14 protein-coding genes and 2 pseudogenes are annotated in these 19,821 nt (G+C 66.3%); 9 read left to right on the plus strand and 7 right to left on the minus strand.

Annotated features, from left to right (window positions below; translation table 11 throughout):
- Window positions 1-35: 35 nt before the first annotated feature.
- Both DRW48_RS12755 and DRW48_RS12760 read right to left on the minus strand, forming a co-directional pair.
- A complete protein-coding gene (locus DRW48_RS12755) occupies window positions 36-1,949 on the minus strand; it encodes a TRAP transporter large permease (protein WP_114076751.1) in 1,914 nt (637 codons plus the stop codon).
- A gap of 128 nt (window positions 1,950-2,077) precedes the next feature.
- A pseudogene (locus tag DRW48_RS12760) lies at window positions 2,078-2,668 on the minus strand (TRAP transporter small permease subunit); the annotation flags it as partial.
- 347 nt (window positions 2,669-3,015) lie between these two features.
- Between DRW48_RS12760 and DRW48_RS12765 the strand changes: the two are divergent.
- The 6 genes and pseudogenes from DRW48_RS12765 to DRW48_RS12790 all read left to right on the plus strand — a co-directional run bounded on the left by DRW48_RS12765 (window position 3,016) and on the right by DRW48_RS12790 (window position 10,912).
- Window positions 3,016-4,620 carry a peptide ABC transporter substrate-binding protein gene (locus DRW48_RS12765; protein WP_114076753.1) on the plus strand — a complete coding sequence of 535 codons (1,605 nt, stop codon included), beginning with the start codon at window positions 3,016-3,018 and terminating at the stop codon, window positions 4,618-4,620.
- Between the two features lie 127 nt (window positions 4,621-4,747).
- Window positions 4,748-5,671 (plus strand): oligopeptide ABC transporter permease OppB, encoded by a 924-nt coding sequence (oppB, locus tag DRW48_RS12770; protein ID WP_114076754.1) that lies wholly within the window; start codon window positions 4,748-4,750, stop codon window positions 5,669-5,671.
- A 9-nt stretch (window positions 5,672-5,680) separates the two neighbouring features.
- Entirely contained in the window at window positions 5,681-6,604 is a 924-nt protein-coding gene (locus DRW48_RS12775; RefSeq protein WP_114077564.1) for an ABC transporter permease subunit, read from the plus strand.
- Between the two features lies 1 nt (window position 6,605).
- Window positions 6,606-7,571 (plus strand): annotated as a pseudogene (locus DRW48_RS12780) (oligopeptide/dipeptide ABC transporter ATP-binding protein); the annotation flags it as partial.
- Between the two features lie 232 nt (window positions 7,572-7,803).
- Window positions 7,804-8,862 carry an oligopeptide/dipeptide ABC transporter ATP-binding protein gene (locus tag DRW48_RS12785; RefSeq protein WP_114076756.1) on the plus strand — a complete coding sequence of 353 codons (1,059 nt, stop codon included), beginning with the start codon at window positions 7,804-7,806 and terminating at the stop codon, window positions 8,860-8,862.
- Between the two features lie 127 nt (window positions 8,863-8,989).
- Complete coding sequence (locus tag DRW48_RS12790) at window positions 8,990-10,912, plus strand: ABC transporter ATP-binding protein (protein ID WP_114076757.1); 1,923 nt, start codon at window positions 8,990-8,992, stop codon at window positions 10,910-10,912.
- A gap of 64 nt (window positions 10,913-10,976) precedes the next feature.
- Here DRW48_RS12790 and DRW48_RS12795 read toward each other — a convergent pair whose 3' ends face one another.
- Window positions 10,977-11,876 (minus strand): invasion associated locus B family protein, encoded by a 900-nt coding sequence (locus DRW48_RS12795; RefSeq protein WP_241963271.1) that lies wholly within the window; start codon window positions 11,874-11,876, stop codon window positions 10,977-10,979.
- A 383-nt stretch (window positions 11,877-12,259) separates the two neighbouring features.
- On the opposite strand from DRW48_RS12795, the gene DRW48_RS12800 reads away from it, so the two are divergent.
- Window positions 12,260-13,837 carry a helicase HerA-like domain-containing protein gene (locus DRW48_RS12800; protein ID WP_114076758.1) on the plus strand — a complete coding sequence of 526 codons (1,578 nt, stop codon included), beginning with the start codon at window positions 12,260-12,262 and terminating at the stop codon, window positions 13,835-13,837.
- On the opposite strand, the gene DRW48_RS16145 is transcribed toward DRW48_RS12800, so the two are convergent.
- A complete protein-coding gene (locus DRW48_RS16145) occupies window positions 13,800-14,129 on the minus strand; it encodes a DUF6477 family protein (RefSeq protein WP_199286104.1) in 330 nt (109 codons plus the stop codon). The two genes, DRW48_RS12800 and DRW48_RS16145, sit on opposite strands and share 38 nt — an antisense overlap.
- A gap of 309 nt (window positions 14,130-14,438) precedes the next feature.
- Between DRW48_RS16145 and DRW48_RS12810 the strand changes: the two genes are divergently transcribed.
- Complete coding sequence (locus DRW48_RS12810; RefSeq protein WP_241963272.1) at window positions 14,439-15,611, plus strand: DUF6456 domain-containing protein; 1,173 nt, start codon at window positions 14,439-14,441, stop codon at window positions 15,609-15,611.
- Between the two features lie 38 nt (window positions 15,612-15,649).
- On the opposite strand, the gene DRW48_RS12815 is transcribed toward DRW48_RS12810, so the two are convergent.
- Window positions 15,650-16,216, minus strand: coding sequence for a peroxiredoxin (locus DRW48_RS12815; protein WP_114077567.1), 567 nt, complete (start codon window positions 16,214-16,216; stop codon window positions 15,650-15,652).
- A 255-nt stretch (window positions 16,217-16,471) separates the two neighbouring features.
- Here DRW48_RS12815 and lipA point away from each other — a divergent pair, with 255 nt between their 5' ends.
- On the plus strand, window positions 16,472-17,407 hold the full coding sequence (gene lipA, locus DRW48_RS12820) for a lipoyl synthase (protein WP_241963468.1): 936 nt from the start codon (window positions 16,472-16,474) through the stop codon (window positions 17,405-17,407).
- Between the two features lie 147 nt (window positions 17,408-17,554).
- On the opposite strand, the gene DRW48_RS12825 is transcribed toward lipA, so the two are convergent.
- A complete protein-coding gene (locus DRW48_RS12825) occupies window positions 17,555-18,646 on the minus strand; it encodes a polysaccharide pyruvyl transferase family protein (RefSeq protein ID WP_114076760.1) in 1,092 nt (363 codons plus the stop codon).
- Between the two features lie 179 nt (window positions 18,647-18,825).
- Complete coding sequence (hemC, locus tag DRW48_RS12830; protein ID WP_114076761.1) at window positions 18,826-19,773, minus strand: hydroxymethylbilane synthase; 948 nt, start codon at window positions 19,771-19,773, stop codon at window positions 18,826-18,828.
- Between the last annotated feature and the right edge of the window lie 48 nt (window positions 19,774-19,821).

Raw genomic sequence — 19,821 nt, forward strand, 5'->3', positions numbered from 1 at the left:
CTCCTATCCACGGCGTCCGAAGGGGGGCCTTCGGATCACGGTGCCGCTGCGGGTGCCGGTGTCGCCGGCGGGGCCGCCGTCGATGCCGCGGGCGCGGGCGTGCCGAAGTTCGGCGGACTGTTCAGCCCCTGCAAACCGCCTGCGGGCGCAGGCGCTGGGGCAGTCGCCGGCTGCCCGGTCGCTGGTTGCGACGGCGCGGCTGCGGGCGCGCCGAAATTCGGCAAGCCGCCAAGCCCCTGCAACCCGCCCGATGGCGCACCCGCTGCCGGGGCACCGCCCGGCGCCGCTCCTGGACCGCCAAGGCTGAGGCCACCAAGCCCGCCGAGGCCGCCGCTCAGACCCCCGCCGGGGATTTCGATCTTGACGTTCTCCATGTTCACGGGCGCGCCCTTGTAGTGCATCACAAGGCCCGGAAAGAGGATCACCACCCCGATCATGACCAGCTGGATCAGCACGAAGGGAATGGCACCATAGTAGATCTGCCCGGTGGTGACGGGCGCCGTCTTCAGCCCTGTGACGCGGTCGACATAAGGCTGCTTTGGCGCCACGGATCGCAGGTAGAACAGCGAAAAACCGAACGGCGGGTGCATGAAGCTGGTCTGCATGTTCACCCCCAGGATCACCCCGAACCAGATCAGGTCGATTCCCAGCTTTTCGGCGGCAGGGGCCAGCAGGGGCACGATGATGAAGGCCAGCTCGAAGAAATCGAGGAAAAAGGCCAGCAGGAACACCAGCACCGACACCGCGATCAGGAAGCCGTATTCGCCCCCCGGCAGCGAGGTCAGCAGATGCTCGACCCACAGGTGCCCGTTCACGCCATAGAAGGTCAGGCTGAACATCCGGGCGCCGATCAGGATGAACATCACGAAGGATGACAGCCGGGTTGTGGCGAGGATCGCCTGGCTGACGACGCCAAAGTTGAGTCGGCCCTTGACCGCCGACAGCACCAGCGCGCCGACAGCGCCCATGGCGCCCCCCTCGGTCGGGGTCGCGATCCCCAGGAAGATCGTGCCCAGCACCAGGAAGATCAGTGCCAGCGGCGGGATCAGGACGATGATGACCTGGCTGGCGAGGCGCGAGAGCAGATTGATCTTCAGCCCCCGGTCAAGCAGCGCGATCACGTAGATGATGATCACGGCGAGGCCCGCGGCCAGGATGTCGGCGTTGTTGCCATGCGCCGGCTCCAGCCAGCGGAAGCTGACGTAGAAGATGGCGACGGTGGCCAGCAGCGCCACCAGCAGCGAGGCGACGCCAGAGCCGAGTGTCCGTGCCTCCTTCGGCAGGGCCGGCATCCAGTTCGGCCGCACCAGAGTGGTGACAAACACATAGGTCATGTAGAATCCGGTCAGGATCAGACCGGGGATCATAGCGCCCTTGTACATGTCCCCGACCGAGCGGCCGAGCTGGTCAGCCAACACGATCAGCACCAGCGAGGGCGGGATGATCTGCGCCAGCGTGCCCGACGCGGCGATAACGCCCGAGGCGACGCGCCGGTCATAACCATAGCGCAGCATGATCGGCAGCGAGATCAGGCCCATAGCGATGACCGAGGCCGCAACAACCCCCGTGGTCGCCGCCAGCAGCGCGCCGACGATGATCACCGCATAAGCGAGGCCACCCCGGACCGGGCCGAACAACTGGCCCACGGTGTCCAGCAGATCCTCGGCCATCCCCGATTTTTCAAGGATGACCCCCATGAAGGTAAAGAATGGGATCGCAAGTAATGTCTCGTTCGAGAGGACCCCCCACAGGCGGTCCGGCATGGTGCCGAGCAGATTCCAGTCAAGGAAGATCGAGCCGTTCGAGAGGGGCGCCAGCTCGACCCCGATAATGAAGAACAAAAGGCCGTTTGCCGCCAGCGAGAACGCGACCGAATAGCCGAACAGCAGGAACAGGACCAGCGAGGCGAACATGATCGGCGCCATGTTCTGTGCGATGAATTCCATCATGTGCGCGGCCCCCGGCCTTCGTTGCTGCCCGGCGCCTCATCCGGCAGCCGGGTCGAGCCGTGGCCCGGCCGCGGATCGTTGTGATCGAGCGGGCTGTCGATCGCGAGGTCGAGCGCCGGATGGTCGGGATCGACCAGCTGCGCCATCTCCTGCGCGATGGCCTGGCCTTCCAGCTCGGCCGCCTCGTGATGGCTGACGAAGGGCGTCGGATCGGGGATGATCCCACGCATCACGGCGATCTTCTTGATGATCTCCGACAGGCCCTGCGCAAAAAGCATTATGAACGCGGCCAGCAGCATCATCTTGGCCGGCCACAGCGGCAGGCCGCCCGCGTTGTTGCTGACCTCGCCATTGCGGAACGAGCGCAGCGCCCAGGGGTAGAGCAGCCAGATCATCATCATGGTGAACGGCATCAGGAACAGCACATGGCCGATCAGGTCGATCCAGTGCTGGGTCCGGCGACGCCAGCGGCCGTAGACGATGTCGATGCGGATATGCTCGTTTTCCAGCAGGGTATAGGCGGCCGCGCCGAGGAAGGCGGCGCCATACAGATACCACTGCAACTCGAGCCAGGCGTTCGACGAGATGTTGAACACTTTGCGCACGACGGCGTTCGCGGCGCTGACGAGAACCGCCACCAAGATCGCCCAGCCGACCGTGCGTCCGATCAATGTGTTGATGCGGTCAATGCCGCGTGCAAGCCCAAGAAGGCCGCCCATCCAAGTTCCCCCCGTCGCCTTTTGCCGGTCTTGGGTGGATGGGGTCTGACGCCCCGTCTCTGCCCTAGGCAGGCTTCTCCTCTGGCGTCGCGCCGTGCCGCAGGATCTGCGCGCAGCCAACCCTCCGCGCCTACCTTGGCAGTCGCCACTCGGTCAAGAAGCTTGCCGCGGGAACGACAGGTCCGCGCATGAGCCTGACGTAACCGCATACAGATCGCCCGACGGATCGGTCTGATTGGCGCTTTACCTGTTCCTTTGTGCGGATAAGGTCACGGCAGTCGGCAGGCCCCTTCGCGCCATGCGTGCGCTGGGCTTGCCACACACAATAATAAGGGGGGTTCTTAACGATGACCAAACTTCTTCTGACCACCGCGCTGACCTGCGCTTTTGCATTCCCGGCACTCGCGGCAAAGCCGGCCGAGGGCGAAAAACTCGCCGACAAACAAGAGTATACGTTCTGGCTGCTGGATGCGATCAAATCGATGGATCCGGCCAAGAACACCGACGTCGAAGGTAGCGACGTCCTGCGCCAGCTGCTCGAAGGGCTGATGATCGAGGACAACAAGGGCGCCATGATCCCCGGCGTCGCCGAAAGCTTCGACGAATCCCCCGACAAGCTGACCTACACATTCCATCTGCGCGATGCGAAATGGTCAAACGGCGATCCCGTCACCGCCGGCGACTTTGTCTACGGCTGGCGCCGCGTGGCAGATCCCAAGACGGCCAGCGAATACGCATGGTTCATGGAACTGATGAACATCGAAAACGCGACCAAGGTGGTCAAGGGCGAACTGCCGCCGGACCAGCTGGGCGTCAAGGCGATCGACGACAAGACCTTCGAGGTCAAGCTTTCGAACCCGACCCCCTATTTCATCAAGACGCTGGCCCATACCTCGACCTTCCCGGTGCCGCAAAAGGTGGTCGAGGCCGAGGGTGACAACTGGACCCAACCCGGCAAGTTCGTGGGCAACGGCGCCTACAAGCTGGACAGCCACGACCTGGGCGTATCGGTCGTCATGTCGAAGAACGACCAGTATTGGGATGCGGCCAACACCATCCTGACCAAGCTGACCGCCCTGACCGTCAACGACAACAACGTCGCCCTGACACGCTATCAGGCAGGCGAGCTTGACCGCGTCCAGATCCCCGCCGGGCAATATCCGCGCCTGAAAGAGCAGTTCCCGAACGAGGCGATCTCGATCCCCTACGGCTGCTCTTACACCTACCTCTTCAACCTCAGCGACAAGGGCCCCGAGGCCCTGAAGGACCTGCGCGTGCGCCAGGCGCTCAGCTATGCCGTGGACCGCGACACCATCGTGGACAAGGTGCTGCAAGGCGGCCAGAAGCCGGCCTACTGGTGGACCCACTGGGCGGTCGAGGGTTTTGAGGCGCCCGACATCGAGTTCAGCAAGTGGACCCAGGCCGAGCGCGTGGAAAAGGCCAAGGCCCTGCTGGCCGAGGCCGGCTATGGCCCGGGCGGCAAGCCGCTGAAGCTGACGATCCAGTACAACACCGACGACAACCACAAGAAGCTGGCGGTTGCCGTGCAGCAGTTCTGGAAAGCCATCGGCGTCGACGCGCAGCTGGCGAACTATGAGTGGAAGGTCCACACCGACCGCCTGCAGAACCAGGACTTCGAGACCGCCCGCTATGCGTGGTGCGACGATTACAACGAAGCCTCGACCTTCCTCGATTACTTCCGCACCGAGGGCTACAATAACGGCAAGTGGTCGAACGCCGAGTATGACAAGCTGCTCGCCGACAGCAAGACCTCGGCCAACCCGGCCGAGGACTACAAGAAAGCCGAGCAGATCCTGATCGGCGACATGGCCACCGTGCCGGTCTACCACTACGCCAAGGTGGACATGATCAAGCCGGACATGCGCGGCGTCCCGCTCGAAAACCTGATGAACGACTGGTACGCGAAGGACTTCTACCGCGTGGCGCAATAACGCGCGGAAGGCCCTGATCAGGCCGGTGGGGCGCCCTCGCCCCATCGGCCGCAGGCGATCCTGACCGGCGCGCGGGCATGCCCGCGGATCGGTCGCGGCCCCCGAATCCAGTCAATCGGACCCCTTCATGTTCGGATATATCCTGCGACGGCTCGCAGTGGCGATTCCCACGCTGCTGCTGCTGATTGTCTTTTCGTTCATCCTGATGCAGCTCGCGCCCGGCGGTCCGTTCACGGCCGAGCGGCAGTTGCCGCCCCAGGTCATCGCCAATCTCAACGCCAAATACGGCCTTGATGATCCGGCCTGGTTACAGCTCTGGAACTATCTCAAGGGACTGCTGCTTCATTTCGATTTCGGGCCAAGCTTCGTCTATCCCGACATCTCGGTGAACCAGCTGATCGCCAAGGGCTTTCCGGTGACGCTGACCTACGGCGTCGTCAGCTTTCTCCTGGCTGTCATTATCGGCGTGGCGCTCGGGGTGACGGCGGCCATCTGGCACAACAGCTGGATCGACACGATGGCGGTCGGCGTGTCGATCGGCGCGCAGGTACTGCCGAACTTTGTCATGGCGCCGATCCTGGTGCTGATCTTCACGCTGTGGCTCGGCTGGCTGCCGGGGGGCGGGTGGTCGATGTCGCAGCCGCGGTTCTGGATCATGCCGGTGATCGCGCTCTCGACCAGCTACATGGCATCGATTGCGCGGATCACCCGCAGCTCGATGCTCGAAGTGCTGGGCAGCAACCACATCCGAACCGCCCGCGCCAAGGGCCTGCCCGAGCGTCTGGTCATCCTGCGGCATGCACTGAAACCGGCGCTGCTGCCGGTCATCAGTTACCTCGGCCCGGTGTTTGTCACCATGATCACCGGCTCGGTCGTGGTCGACGTCTATTTCTCGACCGGCGGGATCGGGCGCTCGTTCGTCGATGCGGCGCTAAACCGGGACTATGCGATGATGATGGGCGTGACGATCCTGATCGGCGCGCTGACCATCTTTTTCAACCTCGTGGTCGATATCCTCTACGCGTGGATCGACCCCAAGATCCGGTACTGAGCGATGGTGATGATCGACAAGGGCCGGATGGAAAGCCTCGGCCAGCGGCTGGCTGCGCAAGAGGTCAAGGGCCGCAGCCCGTGGGCCGACGCTCGCGCGCGGTTCCTGCGCAACCGGGCGGCGGTGGCCGGACTGGTGATCTTGCTGCTGATCGGGCTCTTTGCCCTTTTCGGCAACTGGATCGCCGCATGGTCGAACGAAGAGATCGACTTCAATGTCATGGGCAGCGCCGCCACTATGGGCATGCCGTCGATCGAGAACGGGCATTACTTCGGCACTGACGATCTGGGCCGTGACCTATTTGCCCGGACCGTGCAGGGCACCCAGATCAGCCTGATGGTCGGCCTCGTGGGCGCGGCCATCGCCGTCGTCGTCGGCACACTTTACGGCGCGGTCGCGGGCTATGTCGGCGGGCGGGCCGATCAGGTCATGATGCGCGCGGTCGATATCCTGATGTCGATTCCCTACATGTTCGTGCTGATCCTGCTGCTGGTGATGTTCGGGCGCAGCATGTCGATGCTGTTTCTGGGTATCGGCCTGATCTCGTGGCTGGACATGTCGCGCATCGTGCGCGGCCAGACCCTGTCGCTGAAGCACCGCGAGTTCATCGAGGCTGCGCGCGCCACGGGCGTTCCGACATGGCGCATCATCATCCGCCATATCGTGCCGAACCTGTTGGGCATCGTCGCGGTCTATGCCACGCTGCTGGTGCCACTGATGATCCTGACCGAAAGCTTCATCAGCTTTCTCGGCCTCGGCGTGCAGGAGCCGCTGACTTCGTGGGGCGCGCTCATCTCCGAAGGGGCCGGAACGATGAACTACGGCACGCTGTGGCAGCTGGCCTTTCCGCTGGCGTTCTTTGTCGTGACGCTCTTCGCGTTCTTTTTCGTCGGCGACGGCCTGCGCGACGCCCTCGATCCGAAGGAGCGCTGAAATGGCAGCCTTGCTCGAAACGCGCGATCTTACCGTCCGCTTTGCCACCAACGATGGCGAGGTCAAGGCCGTGAACGGCATCGACCTTTCCCTCGCCCCGGGCGAGACACTGGGCATCGTCGGCGAAAGCGGCTCGGGCAAGTCGCAATTCGCCTTTGCCATCATGGGCCTTCTGGCCCGCAATGGCCGGGCCGAGGGCAGCGTCCGCTTTGACGGGGCCGAGATCCTGAACGCCCCAGCCAAGGTGCTGAACCGCATCCGGGCCGAAAAGATCGCGATGATCTTTCAGGACCCGATGACCTCGCTGAACCCCTATATGCGGGTCGCCGACCAGATGGCCGAGGTGCTGGTCCTGCACAAGGGCAAGAGCCATCGCGATGCGGTCAAGGAATCCGCCCGCATGCTGGATGCGGTGCGCATTCCCGACGCCAAGGGTCGCATCAACCTTTACCCGCACGAGTTTTCCGGCGGCATGCGCCAGCGGGTGATGATCGCCATGGCGCTGCTGTGCCGCCCGCGCCTGCTGATCGCGGACGAGCCGACCACCGCCCTGGACGTGACGGTGCAGGCGCAGATCATGCGTCTGCTGGACGATTTGCGGGCCGAGTTCGGCATGGCGATGATCCTGATCACCCATGACCTCGGCGTCATCGCCGGCAGTTGCGAGCGGGTGGTCGTCATGTATGGCGGCCGCATCCGCGAGGGCGCGCCCGTGGATCAGCTCTTCGCCTCTCCCGCCCATCCCTACACGCGCGGGCTGCTGGCGGCGATCCCGCGGGTCGACCAGCAAGGCGAGGCCCTTGCGGCGATCCCCGGCAGCCCGCCCAACATGACCAGTCCGCCGCCCGGTTGCGCGTATGCGCCGCGCTGCGGCTGGCGGATGGAGGTGTGCACGACCACCCCGCCCGAGCTGCTGAACTGGGCGCCAGGCCGCACCCGCGCGTGCCACGCCCCGGCGCCCGAGGTGACGGACGGCCCGCTGCGCCAACTGGCCGACCTGCCCGAGGTCGCAGAAGCTGACGCGGACTTCGGCGCAGCGCAACTGGCGGAGGTCCTGCCCGACGGTGCTGTCGCTGCAGGCGGCGTTGTCGGGGTTACGCCCGAAGGCGGAGGGCCGCGCCCGTGATCCCCGCCAACTCATTTCAGAAATCCATACCCCACGCGGGCCGTCCTGCCCGCATGAGCCCGCGAGGCCGCGCATGAACCAGCCGCTGCTCGATGCGCGCGATCTGCGCGTCACCTTCAGGATTCGCCGCGAGGGTGATCTGCCCTGGACCAAGCCGCTCGGCCTGCAGGCTGTCAGCGGTGTCGACTTTACCCTCGCCCCCGGCGAAACGCTGGGCATCGTGGGCGAGTCGGGCTGCGGCAAGTCCACCCTCGCCCGGGCCCTCGTCGGGCTGGTCCCGGCCACTGGGCGTGCGGTCTGGACTGATGGCAAGGACCTGCTGGCCCTGCCGCCGTCCGAATTCCAACGCTACCGCAGTGACATCCAGATGGTGTTTCAGGACCCGCTGGCATCGCTGAACCCGCGCATGACCGTGGGCCAGATCATCGCCGAGCCGCTGACAACCCATCACCCGGAGCTGACCCGCGAGGAGGTCAAGGTCCGGGTCAAGGACATGATGGACCGCGTTGGCCTGCTGCCGAACCAGATCAACCGCTACCCGCACGAGTTTTCGGGAGGGCAGTGCCAACGCATCGGCATCGCCCGCGCGCTGATCGTGCGCCCCAAGCTGGTGATCTGCGACGAGCCGGTCAGCGCGCTCGACGTCTCGATCCAGGCGCAGGTGATCAACCTGCTGATCGAGTTGCAGGCGCAGTTCGGCATGGCGCTGATCTTCATCGCGCATGATCTGTCGGTGGTGAAACATATCAGCGATCGGGTCATGGTCCTCTACCTCGGCCGGGTGATGGAAACTGCGCCCACGACCGAGCTATTCTCCGAACCGCAGCACCCCTACACCCAAGCGCTGCTTTCGGCCGTGCCCATTCCCGACCCACTGTTGGAGCGGGCAAAGCGCGTGATCCCGCTGGAGGGCGAGTTGCCCTCGCCCATGGCGCCACCCTCGGGCTGCGTGTTCCGCACCCGCTGCCCGCGCGCCCGGGCCCTGTGCGCCGAGGCGGTCCCGCCCCTGACCGGCGCAGATCACCGCACCGCCTGCCACTTTCCCGGCCCCCTGACCGAGGCGGAGATCGAAGGCGCACTCGCCCGGACCGCAGCCCGGGCCGAGGCCGCGCGGGCCGCGACCGCGGCCTGACCGGCCGCGTTGCAGGTGACGCTGGCCCACCGGCCGCAGCAGCCCGCAGGCGCTACATCATAATCCGGCCTCGCGCTCGCCGGCGTCCTGCCTATTCTGGACGGACAGATTCAAAGGCGCCTTTCGTATGACCACCCCTGCCGACCCCGTGACGACTACCCCCGCGCCGGGAGCGGGGGCCGAGAAAAAACTCCGCGCCCGGTTCGATCCGCAGCCGCCCCGGACTTTTGCCGCGCGCTGGGCGGCGATGCGCAACATTCCCCCGTTCCTGGCCATGGTGTGGCGCGCATCGCCCGGTCTGACGCTGGCCACGCTGGTGCTGCGCCTGGTGCGGGCGCTGCTGCCGGTCACGGCCCTTTGGGTGGGCAAGCTGATCATCGACGAGGTCGTGCGTCTGGCAGCCACTGATGGGACGCCCGCCACCCTGGTTGAATGGTGGCACGCGGGCCTGCTGAACACGCTCGCCGCCTATGTCGTGCTGGAGTTTGTGCTCGGCATCGCCTCAGACCTGCTCGGGCGGCTGGTGACGCTGACGGACAGCCTGCTGGCCGAAAAGCTGACCATCGCGATGTCCACCCGGCTGATGGACCACGCCGCGCGCCTCGATCTGAAGGACTTCGAGGATGCCGAGTTCCAGGACAAGCTCGACCGGGCGCGGCGGCAATCCTCGGGCCGGATGCCGCTGATGGGGCAATTGATGGGCCAGCTGCAGGACCTGGTCACGGTCGCCAGCTTCGCGGGCGGCCTCGTGGTCTATAACCCTTGGCTGGTGATGCTGCTGATCATCGCGCTGATCCCGGCCTTCCTGGGCGAGGCGCATTTCAACGCCCGCAGCTATACGCTCGACTACCGGCGCACCCCCGAGCGGCGCGAGATCGACTATGTCCGCCAGCTGGCGGCAAGCGCCGATACCGCGAAGGAGGTCAAGATCTTTGACCTGCACCTGTTCCTGCGCGACCGTTACCTGTCCCTTTCACGCAGCTTTTATGCGGCGAACCGCGCCATTGCCCGGCAGCGCGCGGCATGGGGCGCCGTTTTCGCGGCGGTCGGCACCATCGGCTATTACACCGCCTACGCCTGGATCATCGGCCGCACGCTGACCGGCACCCTCAGCCTCGGCGACCTGACGTTCCTTTCTGGCAGTTTCCTGCGCCTGCGATCGCTGCTGGAAGGGCTGCTGCTCTCGTTCAGTTCGACGGCCGCACAGGCGCTTTATCTGGACGACCTGTTCGCCTTTTTCAAAGTCGGCCCGCAGATCGTCAGCCCGCCGAACGCCCGTCAGGTGCCGATGCCGATCCGGACCGGCTTTACCTTTCGCAACGTCGGCTTTCGCTATCCGAACTCGGACCGCTGGGCGGTGCGCAACCTCGACTTCACCCTGCGCGCTGGCGAGACGCTGGCCCTGGTGGGCGAGAACGGGGCCGGCAAGACCACGCTGGTCAAGCTGCTGGCGCGTCTCTACGATCCCGACGAGGGCGAGATCCTGCTCGATGGGGTAGACCTGCGGGAGTATGACCTCGACAGCCTGCGTGCCTCGATCGGGGTGATCTTCCAGGACTTCGCCCGTTACAGCATGACCGCCGCCGACAACATCGCCGTCGGGCGCATCGCCGCGCGCGATCAGATGCCCCGGATCGAGGCCGCCGCCAGCCGCGCCCTCGCCGACCGGGTGATCGAGCGGCTTCCGAACGGCTATGACCAGATGATCGGCAAGCGCTTTGCCAGCGGCGTCGAGTTGTCGGGGGGCGAATGGCAAAAGCTGGCCATTGCCCGCGCCTACATGCGCGACGCGCAAGTGCTGATCCTGGACGAGCCAACCGCCGCCCTCGACGCGCGGTCCGAGTTCGAGGTGTTCCAGCGTTTCAACGAATTGTCCGAGGGGCGCACCGCGATCCTGATCTCTCACCGCTTCAGCAGCGTGCGCATGGCCGACCGTATTCTGGTTCTGGCGGACGGCCGGGTCGAGGCCGAGGGTACACATGAGGAACTTCTGGCCCAGCCCGGCCGTTATCGCGAGTTGTATGAGTTGCAGGCCGCCGGCTACCGCTAGGCAGCGCCGCGAATGCGAGAAGGGCGGCCCGAGGGCCGCCCTTTGACGCTTGTGCGTGGCGAAATCAGGGCTTGGCGGGTTCGGCTGCCGGCGCCGGCGAGGTCGCCTTGACCGCATCCCAGGCCGCCGAAAAGCCCTTCAGCGACAGGGTCAGGTCGACCTTCGACTCGGCCGGTGCACCAAACGGCAGTAGCGACACGGTGACCTTGCTGCCCTTGCGCAGCGCGTCGATATCGCCCTGGCTCATGGCAACGCGGCTGAAGCAACCAATCTGCGTGCAGAAGCTGAAGGGATAGGCCTTTTGCTGGCCGGCATCGACACGGAAGCCGAGACCCGGCAGCAGGTCCGTCTCCAGCGGCGCGACCAGCGTCGCGCCGGCAGCAGCCTTGCCAGACAGCGGAACCAGCGAAACCTCGGCGACAGGGTTGTTCTCGGCATCGTGCATCAACTGGTAGAGCTCGCACGGGTCCTTGCCGTCGGCCGTCTTCTGGCAGCGCACCTGCCAATCCCCTTGGCTCTGGCCAAGGTAGAAGCCGCCGACCTGCACATCGGCCGCGGACTTGGCCGGGTTCGCTGGGGTCGCGCCGACGGGCGCCGCAACGCCGGGCGCGGGCGCGGCGCCCGGGGCAGCGGGACTTGCCGGCGTGGCAGCGGCACCATCGGCGGGCGCAGCCGGGGTGTCAGTCGCGGGGGTGTCGGCCGCCGGGGTGTCGGCCGCTGGCTTGTCCGTCGCAGCCGCGTCGGCCGCCGGGGTATCCGTCGCGGGCGTGTCGGTCGAAGGCGCGTCGGTCGAAGGCGCTGCGGTGTCAGCGCCGGCGGCCGGGGTCGTCGCGTCGGGCGCGGGCGTCGTTGCCGCGGCATCGGCGGCAGGCGTGTCCGGCGTCGCCGTCTGGGCCAAAAGCGCCGCGGGCGTCGCGCCAGCCATCAGCGCGGCCATCAGCGCAACTTTGGTCGTGAAAGCCATCATTTGTCCTTTCGTGGCAACGATGTTGGCCGCGATCTAGCACGCGCAGCGGGCGATGTCAGTGCCTCAAGCCGCACGACCGACTCACCAAATCGTATAAGGATTTGCTGGAACCAACCGGACGGCGCCGGCGCGGCTTCGCCCCCGCCATGCAAAAGGCCCGCACTCCTCCGTGCGGGCCTTTCGTTCTCCCCCTGCCGGACTGGCCGGTCATCATTGGTGCGGACAGTAAGCGCCGCTCACACCCGCGTCAACAGTTTGGCCAGCGGGGCCTGCACGGGGGATGCCCACCAATCGCGCGGACCGCCGTGCCTCCACAGTGGCGCCCCGGCGGCAAACGGTTATTCTGGTGCGGAAAATCAGCGCAGGCACAAGGGGCGGGCATGGCAATCGTCGATCATGAGGCGGGAACGGTTTTTGTCGGCGGCGGCGGCCCCGATCACAAATCCCCGCAGCACCTGTTGCTGGGCTATGCCAACCGCCACGGCCTGATCGCCGGCGCGACCGGCACCGGCAAGACGGTCAGCCTGCAGACCCTGGCTGAGTCCTTTTCGCTCGCAGGGGTCCCGGTGGTGCTTGCCGACGTCAAGGGCGACCTCGCCGGTCTCTCCCAGCCCGGCAGCCCCACCGCCCCGCAGCACGCGGCCTTTGAATCGCGCGCGGCCGAAATCGGCGTCAGCCTTGATTATCAGTCCTTTCCGGTCACGTTCTGGGACATTTTCGGCGATATCGGCCACCCGGTGCGCACCACACCGGCCGAGATGGGCCCTCTGCTGCTGTCGCGCCTGATGGGCCTGACCGAGGCGCAGGAGGGCGCGCTGAGCATCGCCTTTCGCGTCGCGGATGAGGAAGGGCTGGCGCTGCTCGACATGGCCGACCTGCGCGCCATGCTGGTCTGGGTCGGAGAGAATCGTGCAGACCTGTCCCTGCGCTACGGCAATGTCGCGGCAGCCTCGGTCGGGGCGATCCAGCGCCGCCTGACGGTCCTTGAAAGCGAGGGCGGCGATCATCTGTTCGGCGAGCCTGCCCTGGCGCTGTCCGACCTGATCCGGGTCGACGCCTCGGGCAAGGGGGCGGTCAATATCCTCGCGGCCGAGCGCCTGATGCAGTCGCCGCGCCTTTACGCGACCTTCCTGTTGTGGCTGCTGTCCGAGCTGTTCGAGCAACTGCCCGAAGTGGGCGATCCGAAAAAGCCGGTGGTCGCCTTCTTCTTTGACGAGGCGCACCTGCTGTTTCAGGACGCGCCGCTTGCCCTGGTTGCCAAGATCGAGCAGGTCGCCCGACTGATCCGGTCCAAGGGTGTCTCGCTGTGGTTTGTCACGCAAAACCCGGCCGATCTGCCGGACACCGTGCTGGGCCAGATGGGCAACCGCGTCCAGCACGCGCTGCGCGCCTACACCGCCAAGGACCAGAAAGCGTTGCGCATGGCGGCGGAAAACTACCGGCCCAATCCGGATTTCGAGATTGCCGAGGCTATCCAGCAGGTCGGGGTTGGCGAGGCCGTGACCTCGCTGCTGGAGGCCAAGGGGGTGCCTGGCGTTTCGCAGCGCACGCTGATCCGTCCGCCTCTCAGCCGGCTGGGCCCGATCACCGAGGCCGAGCGGGCGGCGGTTATGGCGGCATCCCCGCTGGGGCTGAAATACAAAGCGCTGCTGGACCGCGAATCGGCGGCCGAACTGCTGTCGGCGCGGGCCACAGCGGCCGCTGATGCCGCCGCCGCAGCGGTGGCAGAGAAGGCACGAAAAGCCGAGACGGACGCACTGTTCGACATGCCCAAGACCCGCGCCCGCAGCACGAACGCCAGCCTGACCATACCGCGGCAGGGCACGCCCACCGCATCTACGCGACGGGGCGATTCGATTGTCACCACATTTGGCAAGAGCGTCGCGCGCTCGGTCGGCACGCGCGCCGGATCCATGATCGTCAGAGGCGTTCTGGGCGGCCTGTTCCGCGGTCGCTGAACGGTCCGCGAAACGGTAAGATCGCAGCGCCGGCGAGGGTCGAGGTCACCACCCTCGTCTCCGCCGGTCCCTCGCCCATCTCGGCCAGCAGGGCGATCAGCACGGTAATGTGCCGGTCAAGCATGTAGTGGCCTGACCGCTCGCGCCGCGCAGCATCCAGGCGCGCCTCCTCGATGCGGAGCCAGGCGAGCGCCTGCGCATGGCTGGGGGCGGCCGCAACACGCATCAGCCTTGGCAGGTCGCGCGCTCGGCGCCAACTGGCCTGCCCGGCCCGCGCCGCGCGGATCAGCATGCGCGGCCGTTGCGGTGCAGGGGCATCGGGCACAATCTGTGTAAAGTCCACTAATTCTGAAGTTTTAAGGTCAAAGTTCGCGGGCAGGCAGGACATCCGAGGGCTCCGTCAAAGGGGTGGTGCGGAAGTTAAACTCAACCTTCACGGGCGTTGCGTCCTGGACGCCACGGGCGCGCGCTGCGCTACCAAATCTTTAGGTTTTATTAGTGAGTGTTGAGCCTTGTTAACCACGGACCCCGACCGACCGGGGCAAACAATCGGTGGGTTTGCCGGCTGCCTGCGCCCCGCCACGCTGAAGGGAAACTAGGGATGACGCTACTGAGTGGTGACTTCGCGGCTGACCCAGCCCGCTGCGGGCTGAGCCTGCAGTCTGGTGAGGCAGGTGCGCGAGCCATCGAACCGGGCGAAGACGCGCGACTTTACCTGCGTCATGTCGAGGGGGGCGAGACGATCCGTGCCCTCGCGCGCGAGGCCGGTTGTCATGCCTCGACCATCCTGCGCCGCATCCGCCGCATCGAGGCGCGCCGCGACGATCCGCTGGTTGACGGGGCGCTCTCGCGCAAAGGCGCCGGTGCAGCCCCCTCGCCCGACGCTGCAGCCCGCACCGCCGAGGCGGACGAGTTGCGGCGCGTGCTGCGCCGCCTGGCTGAATCGGGCGCGCAGATGGCGGTCGCCTCAGGCATGGAAAAGGCGATCATCACCCGCGACGATATCCGCACCGCCATTCTGGGCCGTCCGCTGGCCGAGCGCCTTGCCCTGAACGGTTGGGTGGTCCAGATCGGCGAGGGTCGCCTGGTCCTCTACCAGATTTCCTCGCTGGGCCGCGAGGCGCTGCGTCAGATGTTGACCGGGCAGCGCCCGGTACCGATGCCGCGTCCGTCCGACCTGGCCTCGGCGCGGCCGGTTGCCCGGCCAGCCGACCTGGGCGATCCTCACGGCATGGCGGAGTCGCAAAGCCCGTTTGACCACGTGGCATCCCACCCGCGCCTCGGCGACGCCTATATCACAGATCCAGAGGATGGCCGTACGCGCCGGGTCCGGGTGAATCTGTCCGAGAGCCCGCTGCTGGTGCTCGCCCGCCGCCGCGACCGCGACGGTCGCAGCTTTCTGACGCCCGAAATGGTCGCCGCCGGCGAGCGACTGCGCGAGGATTTCGAACTGGCCCAGATGGGGCCGCGTGTGGCGCAGAACTGGGACCGGTTCCTGACCTCGGGCATCGACGTCAGCCGCAATGCTGCTGCCGGCTTTGGCGGCGGCTCTGACAATGCGCGGGGGCGGGTCGCAGCGGCGCTGCGCGACCTCGGCCCCGGCATGGGCGACATGGTGCTGCGCGTCTGCTGTTTCCTCGAGGGGGTCGAGGCGACCGAGCAGCGCCTCGGCTGGTCGGCCCGGTCGGGCAAGATCGTCCTGCGGCTAGCGCTGATGCGCCTCGACCGGTACTACCGTGACACCTACGGTCCCGGATCGCCCATGATCGGCTGAGAGGGCGGCGCGCCATCGCAGGCGCGCCGCGATTTGCTTCAGGCCAATTCCATCTGCGGCGCGGCGCGGCTGCCGGCCGGATTGGCCGCGACCCATTCCGCGATCCGCTCGGGCGAGGTCTCGCCATAGGGGTCGTCCGCGCAGTCATCGCAACGTCCGGGTTCTTCGAACCAGGCGATGATCTCGCCGTCGTCAACCACCGCGGCATAGCGCCAGCTGCGCGGGCCAAAGCCGAGGTTGTCCTTGCGCACCAGCATGCCCATGCCTTTGGTAAACTGCCCGGACCCGTCCGGGATGACCTTTACGGCCGACAGCCCCTGCGACTTGGCCCACTGGTTCATGACAAAGCTGTCGTTCACCGACAGGCAGTAGATCGCATCGATCCCGCCGGCGGCCAGTTGCTCTGCCGCGGCCTCGAAACCGGGCAGCTGGTAGGTCGAGCAGGTGGGCGTAAAGGCGCCCGGCAGCGAGAACAGCACCACCCGCTTGCCCTTGAAATAATCGTCGGTGGTGAGAGTCTGCCAGCGATAGGGGTTCGGCCCGCCCACCGCCTCGTCGCGGACTCGGGTCTGGAAAGTCACCTGCGGCACGCGCTTGCCAATCATCGTCACGGTCAAATCCCTCTTTCGCTCGTCGTCTGCGTCATCCCGCGCCGCTGCAGTGCGGCATCGGTCGGGCAGGCTGATGCCCTGTCGGGGCGCGTTGATCAACCGTGACGGAAGGTCTATGTCGAATCCGACCCGATGGAGGACCGAGCCGTGGATCTGATCGCGCGCGAAGGCACGCCGAATGCCGAACCCGATCCGCAGGCGCCCGCCGCCGCCGAGGGTGGCACCGGCCCTGCCCCGGCCGTCACCGACATCCCCGTGCTGCGTCATCCCGAAAAGGCCCACCGGCCCGACCAGACGCAGCCGAAAAAGCCGTCATGGATCCGCGTCAAGGCGCCGTCGGGCGCCGGCTACGCCCGCACACGCGAGATCATGCGCGAGAACCGCCTGACCACGGTCTGCGAGGAAGCCGGCTGCCCCAACGTCGGCGAATGCTGGTCGCAGGGCCACGCCACCATGATGATCATGGGCGAGATCTGCACCCGCGGCTGCAGCTTTTGCAACGTGCGCACGGGCCGCCCTGACACTCTGGATCTGTTCGAGCCGGGACGGGTCGCCCATGCCGTTCAAAAGCTGGGACTGAACCATGTGGTCGTGACCTCGGTCGACCGCGACGATCTGACCGACGGCGGCGCCGATCATTTCGCCCAGACGATCCGCGCGATCCGCCACCGCGCCCCTGGCACGACGATCGAGGTACTGACCCCCGACTTCCTCAAGTCCGATACCGGCAGCCTCGAAAAGGTGGTCGAGGCGCGGCCGGACGTTTTCAACCACAACCTCGAGACCGTGCCCGGCCTCTACCCCACGGTACGCCCCGGTGCGCGTTATTTCCACTCGCTGCGGCTGCTGCAGCGGGTGAAAGAGCTGGACCCTGCAATGTTCACCAAGTCCGGGATCATGGTGGGCCTTGGCGAGGATCGGCAGGGCGTTTTGCAGGTCATGGACGACATGCGCGCGGCGGATGTCGATTTCCTGACCATCGGCCAGTACCTGCAGCCGACCCCCAAGCATCACCGCGTCGACCGCTTTGTCACCCCCGAGGAGTTCGACGGCTATGGCCGCGCCGCCTATGGCAAGGGCTTCCTGATGGTCTCGGCAACGCCCCTGACCCGGTCCAGCTATCACGCCGGCGATGATTTCGCCCAACTGCGGGCCGCTCGGCTGGCGAAGCTGGGCCAGGTCTGACGCCGCCGTGCCGCCCGTGGGCACCGCTCTGCGCTCAGCCCCGCCGGGGACCGCGGCCTGCGTTCTCGACGCGGATTCTTGAGATCGATTTGGTTGCGGTCACTGGTTCGGGGACGGACGTTCCGCCGCCGCGACTTCCCCTACAAACTAGGAAGCCAATTCCTGCCCTGCGGCTTGGCTCCGCGCCGGGGCTGCCGGAGCTACCGTGTCGGACACGGTCGCCTGGACAACTTGAGCCCTGACTGCCGGCGTCCTGAGCCTTGCATAGGCCGCGCCGTCCGCGAGTTTCCGGGCCTTAGGGCGTTGGATATATGCCAGCATCTCGTAAAAGCTGCGGCGCAATTCGGCCTTCGATCGCTCGATCCCGTCCTGGTAACGGGCCACATCCCCTGCATCGGTGTGCAGATGCGACTCGATCTCTGACAGCAGCACGGGGCGCACCAAGGGCCGCCCGATGGAAGCCGCGTAATCGAGGAATTTCAGCTCGGGGTGGTCATGGTTGCCGGTCGGATCCAGCCAGATGCTGGGAATGCCGAGGCTGTCGGCCACGATCAACCCGTGCAGCGAGGAGGACAATATCAGCCGGCAGGCGGCGATCTGCCGGACCACCGACAGTGCATCCTCGGTCCGCGGGTCAATGAGCGTTATCTCAGGATTATCCATCTGCAGCTTCGCCAGCCGAGAATCGTCGGCAAGTCTGTGATGCGCCACAAGCCCGATGCGGTCTGTCCGCGCCGGACGCTCGGTCAGAAGGTCGGCCGCGAAAAGCCCAGGATCGCCCATCGCAATCTGTGGGCTGATGCCCAGCGTCGAGGCGGTGACCGGCCCGCGCACCGCGAACAGCTTGAGCCGGTCCAGCAGCTGGCGCCCGCCAGGATGCATGACCCCGGACCCCCAGACCGCCAGCGGCCCGACCGAGGGATCGCGGTCCTTCTGCTCAAAGCGCTTGCCGATCATTCCAATGAGCGAGCCGATGGCTGCCATATGCGCCCATGCCGCATGGCCAAATCTGACCTCGCGACCGCCACTGAGCAGGCGCACAACGTCGACCGATAAGGCGTCGCCGAAGTTCGGCATATTCCAGTAGAAAAGCTTGATGGGCGCGCGTCCGGTCATCGCTTTCTCCCCGGGAGAGGTCAGACGGAACTGATTGTGGGTAGCAACTAAACGTAGATCCGGAGGCTCGGCCGCAGCGAGAGTACGCGAACCAATCGCGATAGTGCCGACATAGAAACCCATGGAGTTGTCATACGCAGCCTCGAAGATTCGATCTCTCCGTGGCCGTTTAAGTTGGCTATGGCATCTCCACAAGACGCAACACGCCTTAAGGTTGCGGAGGCACCTTAAAATTCCGTTTGATAACAGACGACACCATTTGTGCGACCAAAATTATCATCAACCTGAGGCAGAATTTCTGCCTAGCTGAGAAAATCCATGAAGCCCGCGGGTGCGGTGGCAAGCAGTTCTGCCGCAAGATCATCGCCCATCCGGGCTGCATCGCTGCCGGGGCCGCGCCGTTCGCCGCGCAGGACGGCGCTGCCGTCGGGGCGCAGGATCTCGCCGCGCAGGTGCAGCGTACCGTCGGCGGCGATCTCGGCCAGGCCGGCGATGGGGGTCTGGCAGCTGCCGTCGAGGCGGCGGAGGAAGGCACGCTCGGCCGTCACCCGCGTTGCCGATGCGGGATCGTTGATGGCCGACAGCAAGGCCGCGATCTGGTCGTCGCTCGCCCGCCGTTCAACGCCGATGGCGCCCTGGGCGACCGCGGGCAGCATCTCGGAAGGGGGCACGGCCTGGGTCGCAACCGCGGACATGCCAAGGCGGGCAAGCCCCGCCATCGCAAGAAAAGTCGCGTCCGCCACCCCCTGCTCCAGCTTGGCCAGCCGGGTCTGCACATTGCCGCGAAACTCGACGAGGCGCAGGCCGGGGCGGCGATGGGCGACCTGCGACTGCCGCCGCAGGGACGAGCTGCCGATCACGGCGCCATCCGGCATGTCGGCGAGGCTGGCGTAACGGTGGCTGACGAAGGCGTCGCGCACGTCCTCGCGCGGCAGAATGCAGTCGATCACCAGATCTTCCGGCTGCAGGACCGGCATGTCCTTCATCGAATGGACCGCGATGTCGATCTCGGCATTGGACAGGGCCTGCTCGATCTCGCGGGTGAAGAGGCCCTTGCCGCCAAGCTCGCGCAGGCTGCGATCGGTGATGCGGTCGCCCGTGGTGCGGATGATCACGATCTCGAAGGCTTCGGGCGGAAGGCCATGCGCCTCGGCCAGGCGGTCGCGCGTCTCGTGGGCCTGGGCGAGTGCGAGGGCAGAGCCGCGCGTGCCGATGCGAAGCGGGTTAAGGGGTGTCGGCGTACGATCCATGTCCCGCGGGCTAGCGCGAAGTCCGTCGCTTGACAACCGCCCCCCCAC

It is taken from the genome of Paracoccus suum, assembly GCF_003324675.1.
GTDB lineage: Bacteria > Pseudomonadota > Alphaproteobacteria > Rhodobacterales > Rhodobacteraceae > Paracoccus > Paracoccus suum.

What these genes read in the sequence shown, in the direction of transcription:
- DRW48_RS12755 (WP_114076751.1), bottom strand. Translation starts at nt 1,949, where the DNA reads ATGATGGAATTCATCGCACAGAACATGGCGCCGATCATGTTCGCCTCG.
- DRW48_RS12765 (WP_114076753.1), top strand. Translation starts at nt 3,016, where the DNA reads ATGACCAAACTTCTTCTGACCACCGCGCTGACCTGCGCTTTTGCATTC.
- oppB (WP_114076754.1), top strand. Translation starts at nt 4,748, where the DNA reads ATGTTCGGATATATCCTGCGACGGCTCGCAGTGGCGATTCCCACGCTG.
- DRW48_RS12775 (WP_114077564.1), top strand. Translation starts at nt 5,681, where the DNA reads ATGATCGACAAGGGCCGGATGGAAAGCCTCGGCCAGCGGCTGGCTGCG.
- DRW48_RS12785 (WP_114076756.1), top strand. Translation starts at nt 7,804, where the DNA reads ATGAACCAGCCGCTGCTCGATGCGCGCGATCTGCGCGTCACCTTCAGG.
- DRW48_RS12790 (WP_114076757.1), top strand. Translation starts at nt 8,990, where the DNA reads ATGACCACCCCTGCCGACCCCGTGACGACTACCCCCGCGCCGGGAGCG.
- DRW48_RS12795 (WP_241963271.1), bottom strand. Translation starts at nt 11,876, where the DNA reads ATGGCTTTCACGACCAAAGTTGCGCTGATGGCCGCGCTGATGGCTGGC.
- DRW48_RS12800 (WP_114076758.1), top strand. Translation starts at nt 12,260, where the DNA reads ATGGCAATCGTCGATCATGAGGCGGGAACGGTTTTTGTCGGCGGCGGC.
- DRW48_RS16145 (WP_199286104.1), bottom strand. Translation starts at nt 14,129, where the DNA reads ATGCTGATCCGCGCGGCGCGGGCCGGGCAGGCCAGTTGGCGCCGAGCG.
- DRW48_RS12810 (WP_241963272.1), top strand. Translation starts at nt 14,439, where the DNA reads ATGACGCTACTGAGTGGTGACTTCGCGGCTGACCCAGCCCGCTGCGGG.
- DRW48_RS12815 (WP_114077567.1), bottom strand. Translation starts at nt 16,216, where the DNA reads ATGATTGGCAAGCGCGTGCCGCAGGTGACTTTCCAGACCCGAGTCCGC.
- DRW48_RS12825 (WP_114076760.1), bottom strand. Translation starts at nt 18,646, where the DNA reads ATGGGTTTCTATGTCGGCACTATCGCGATTGGTTCGCGTACTCTCGCT.
- hemC (WP_114076761.1), bottom strand. Translation starts at nt 19,773, where the DNA reads ATGGATCGTACGCCGACACCCCTTAACCCGCTTCGCATCGGCACGCGC.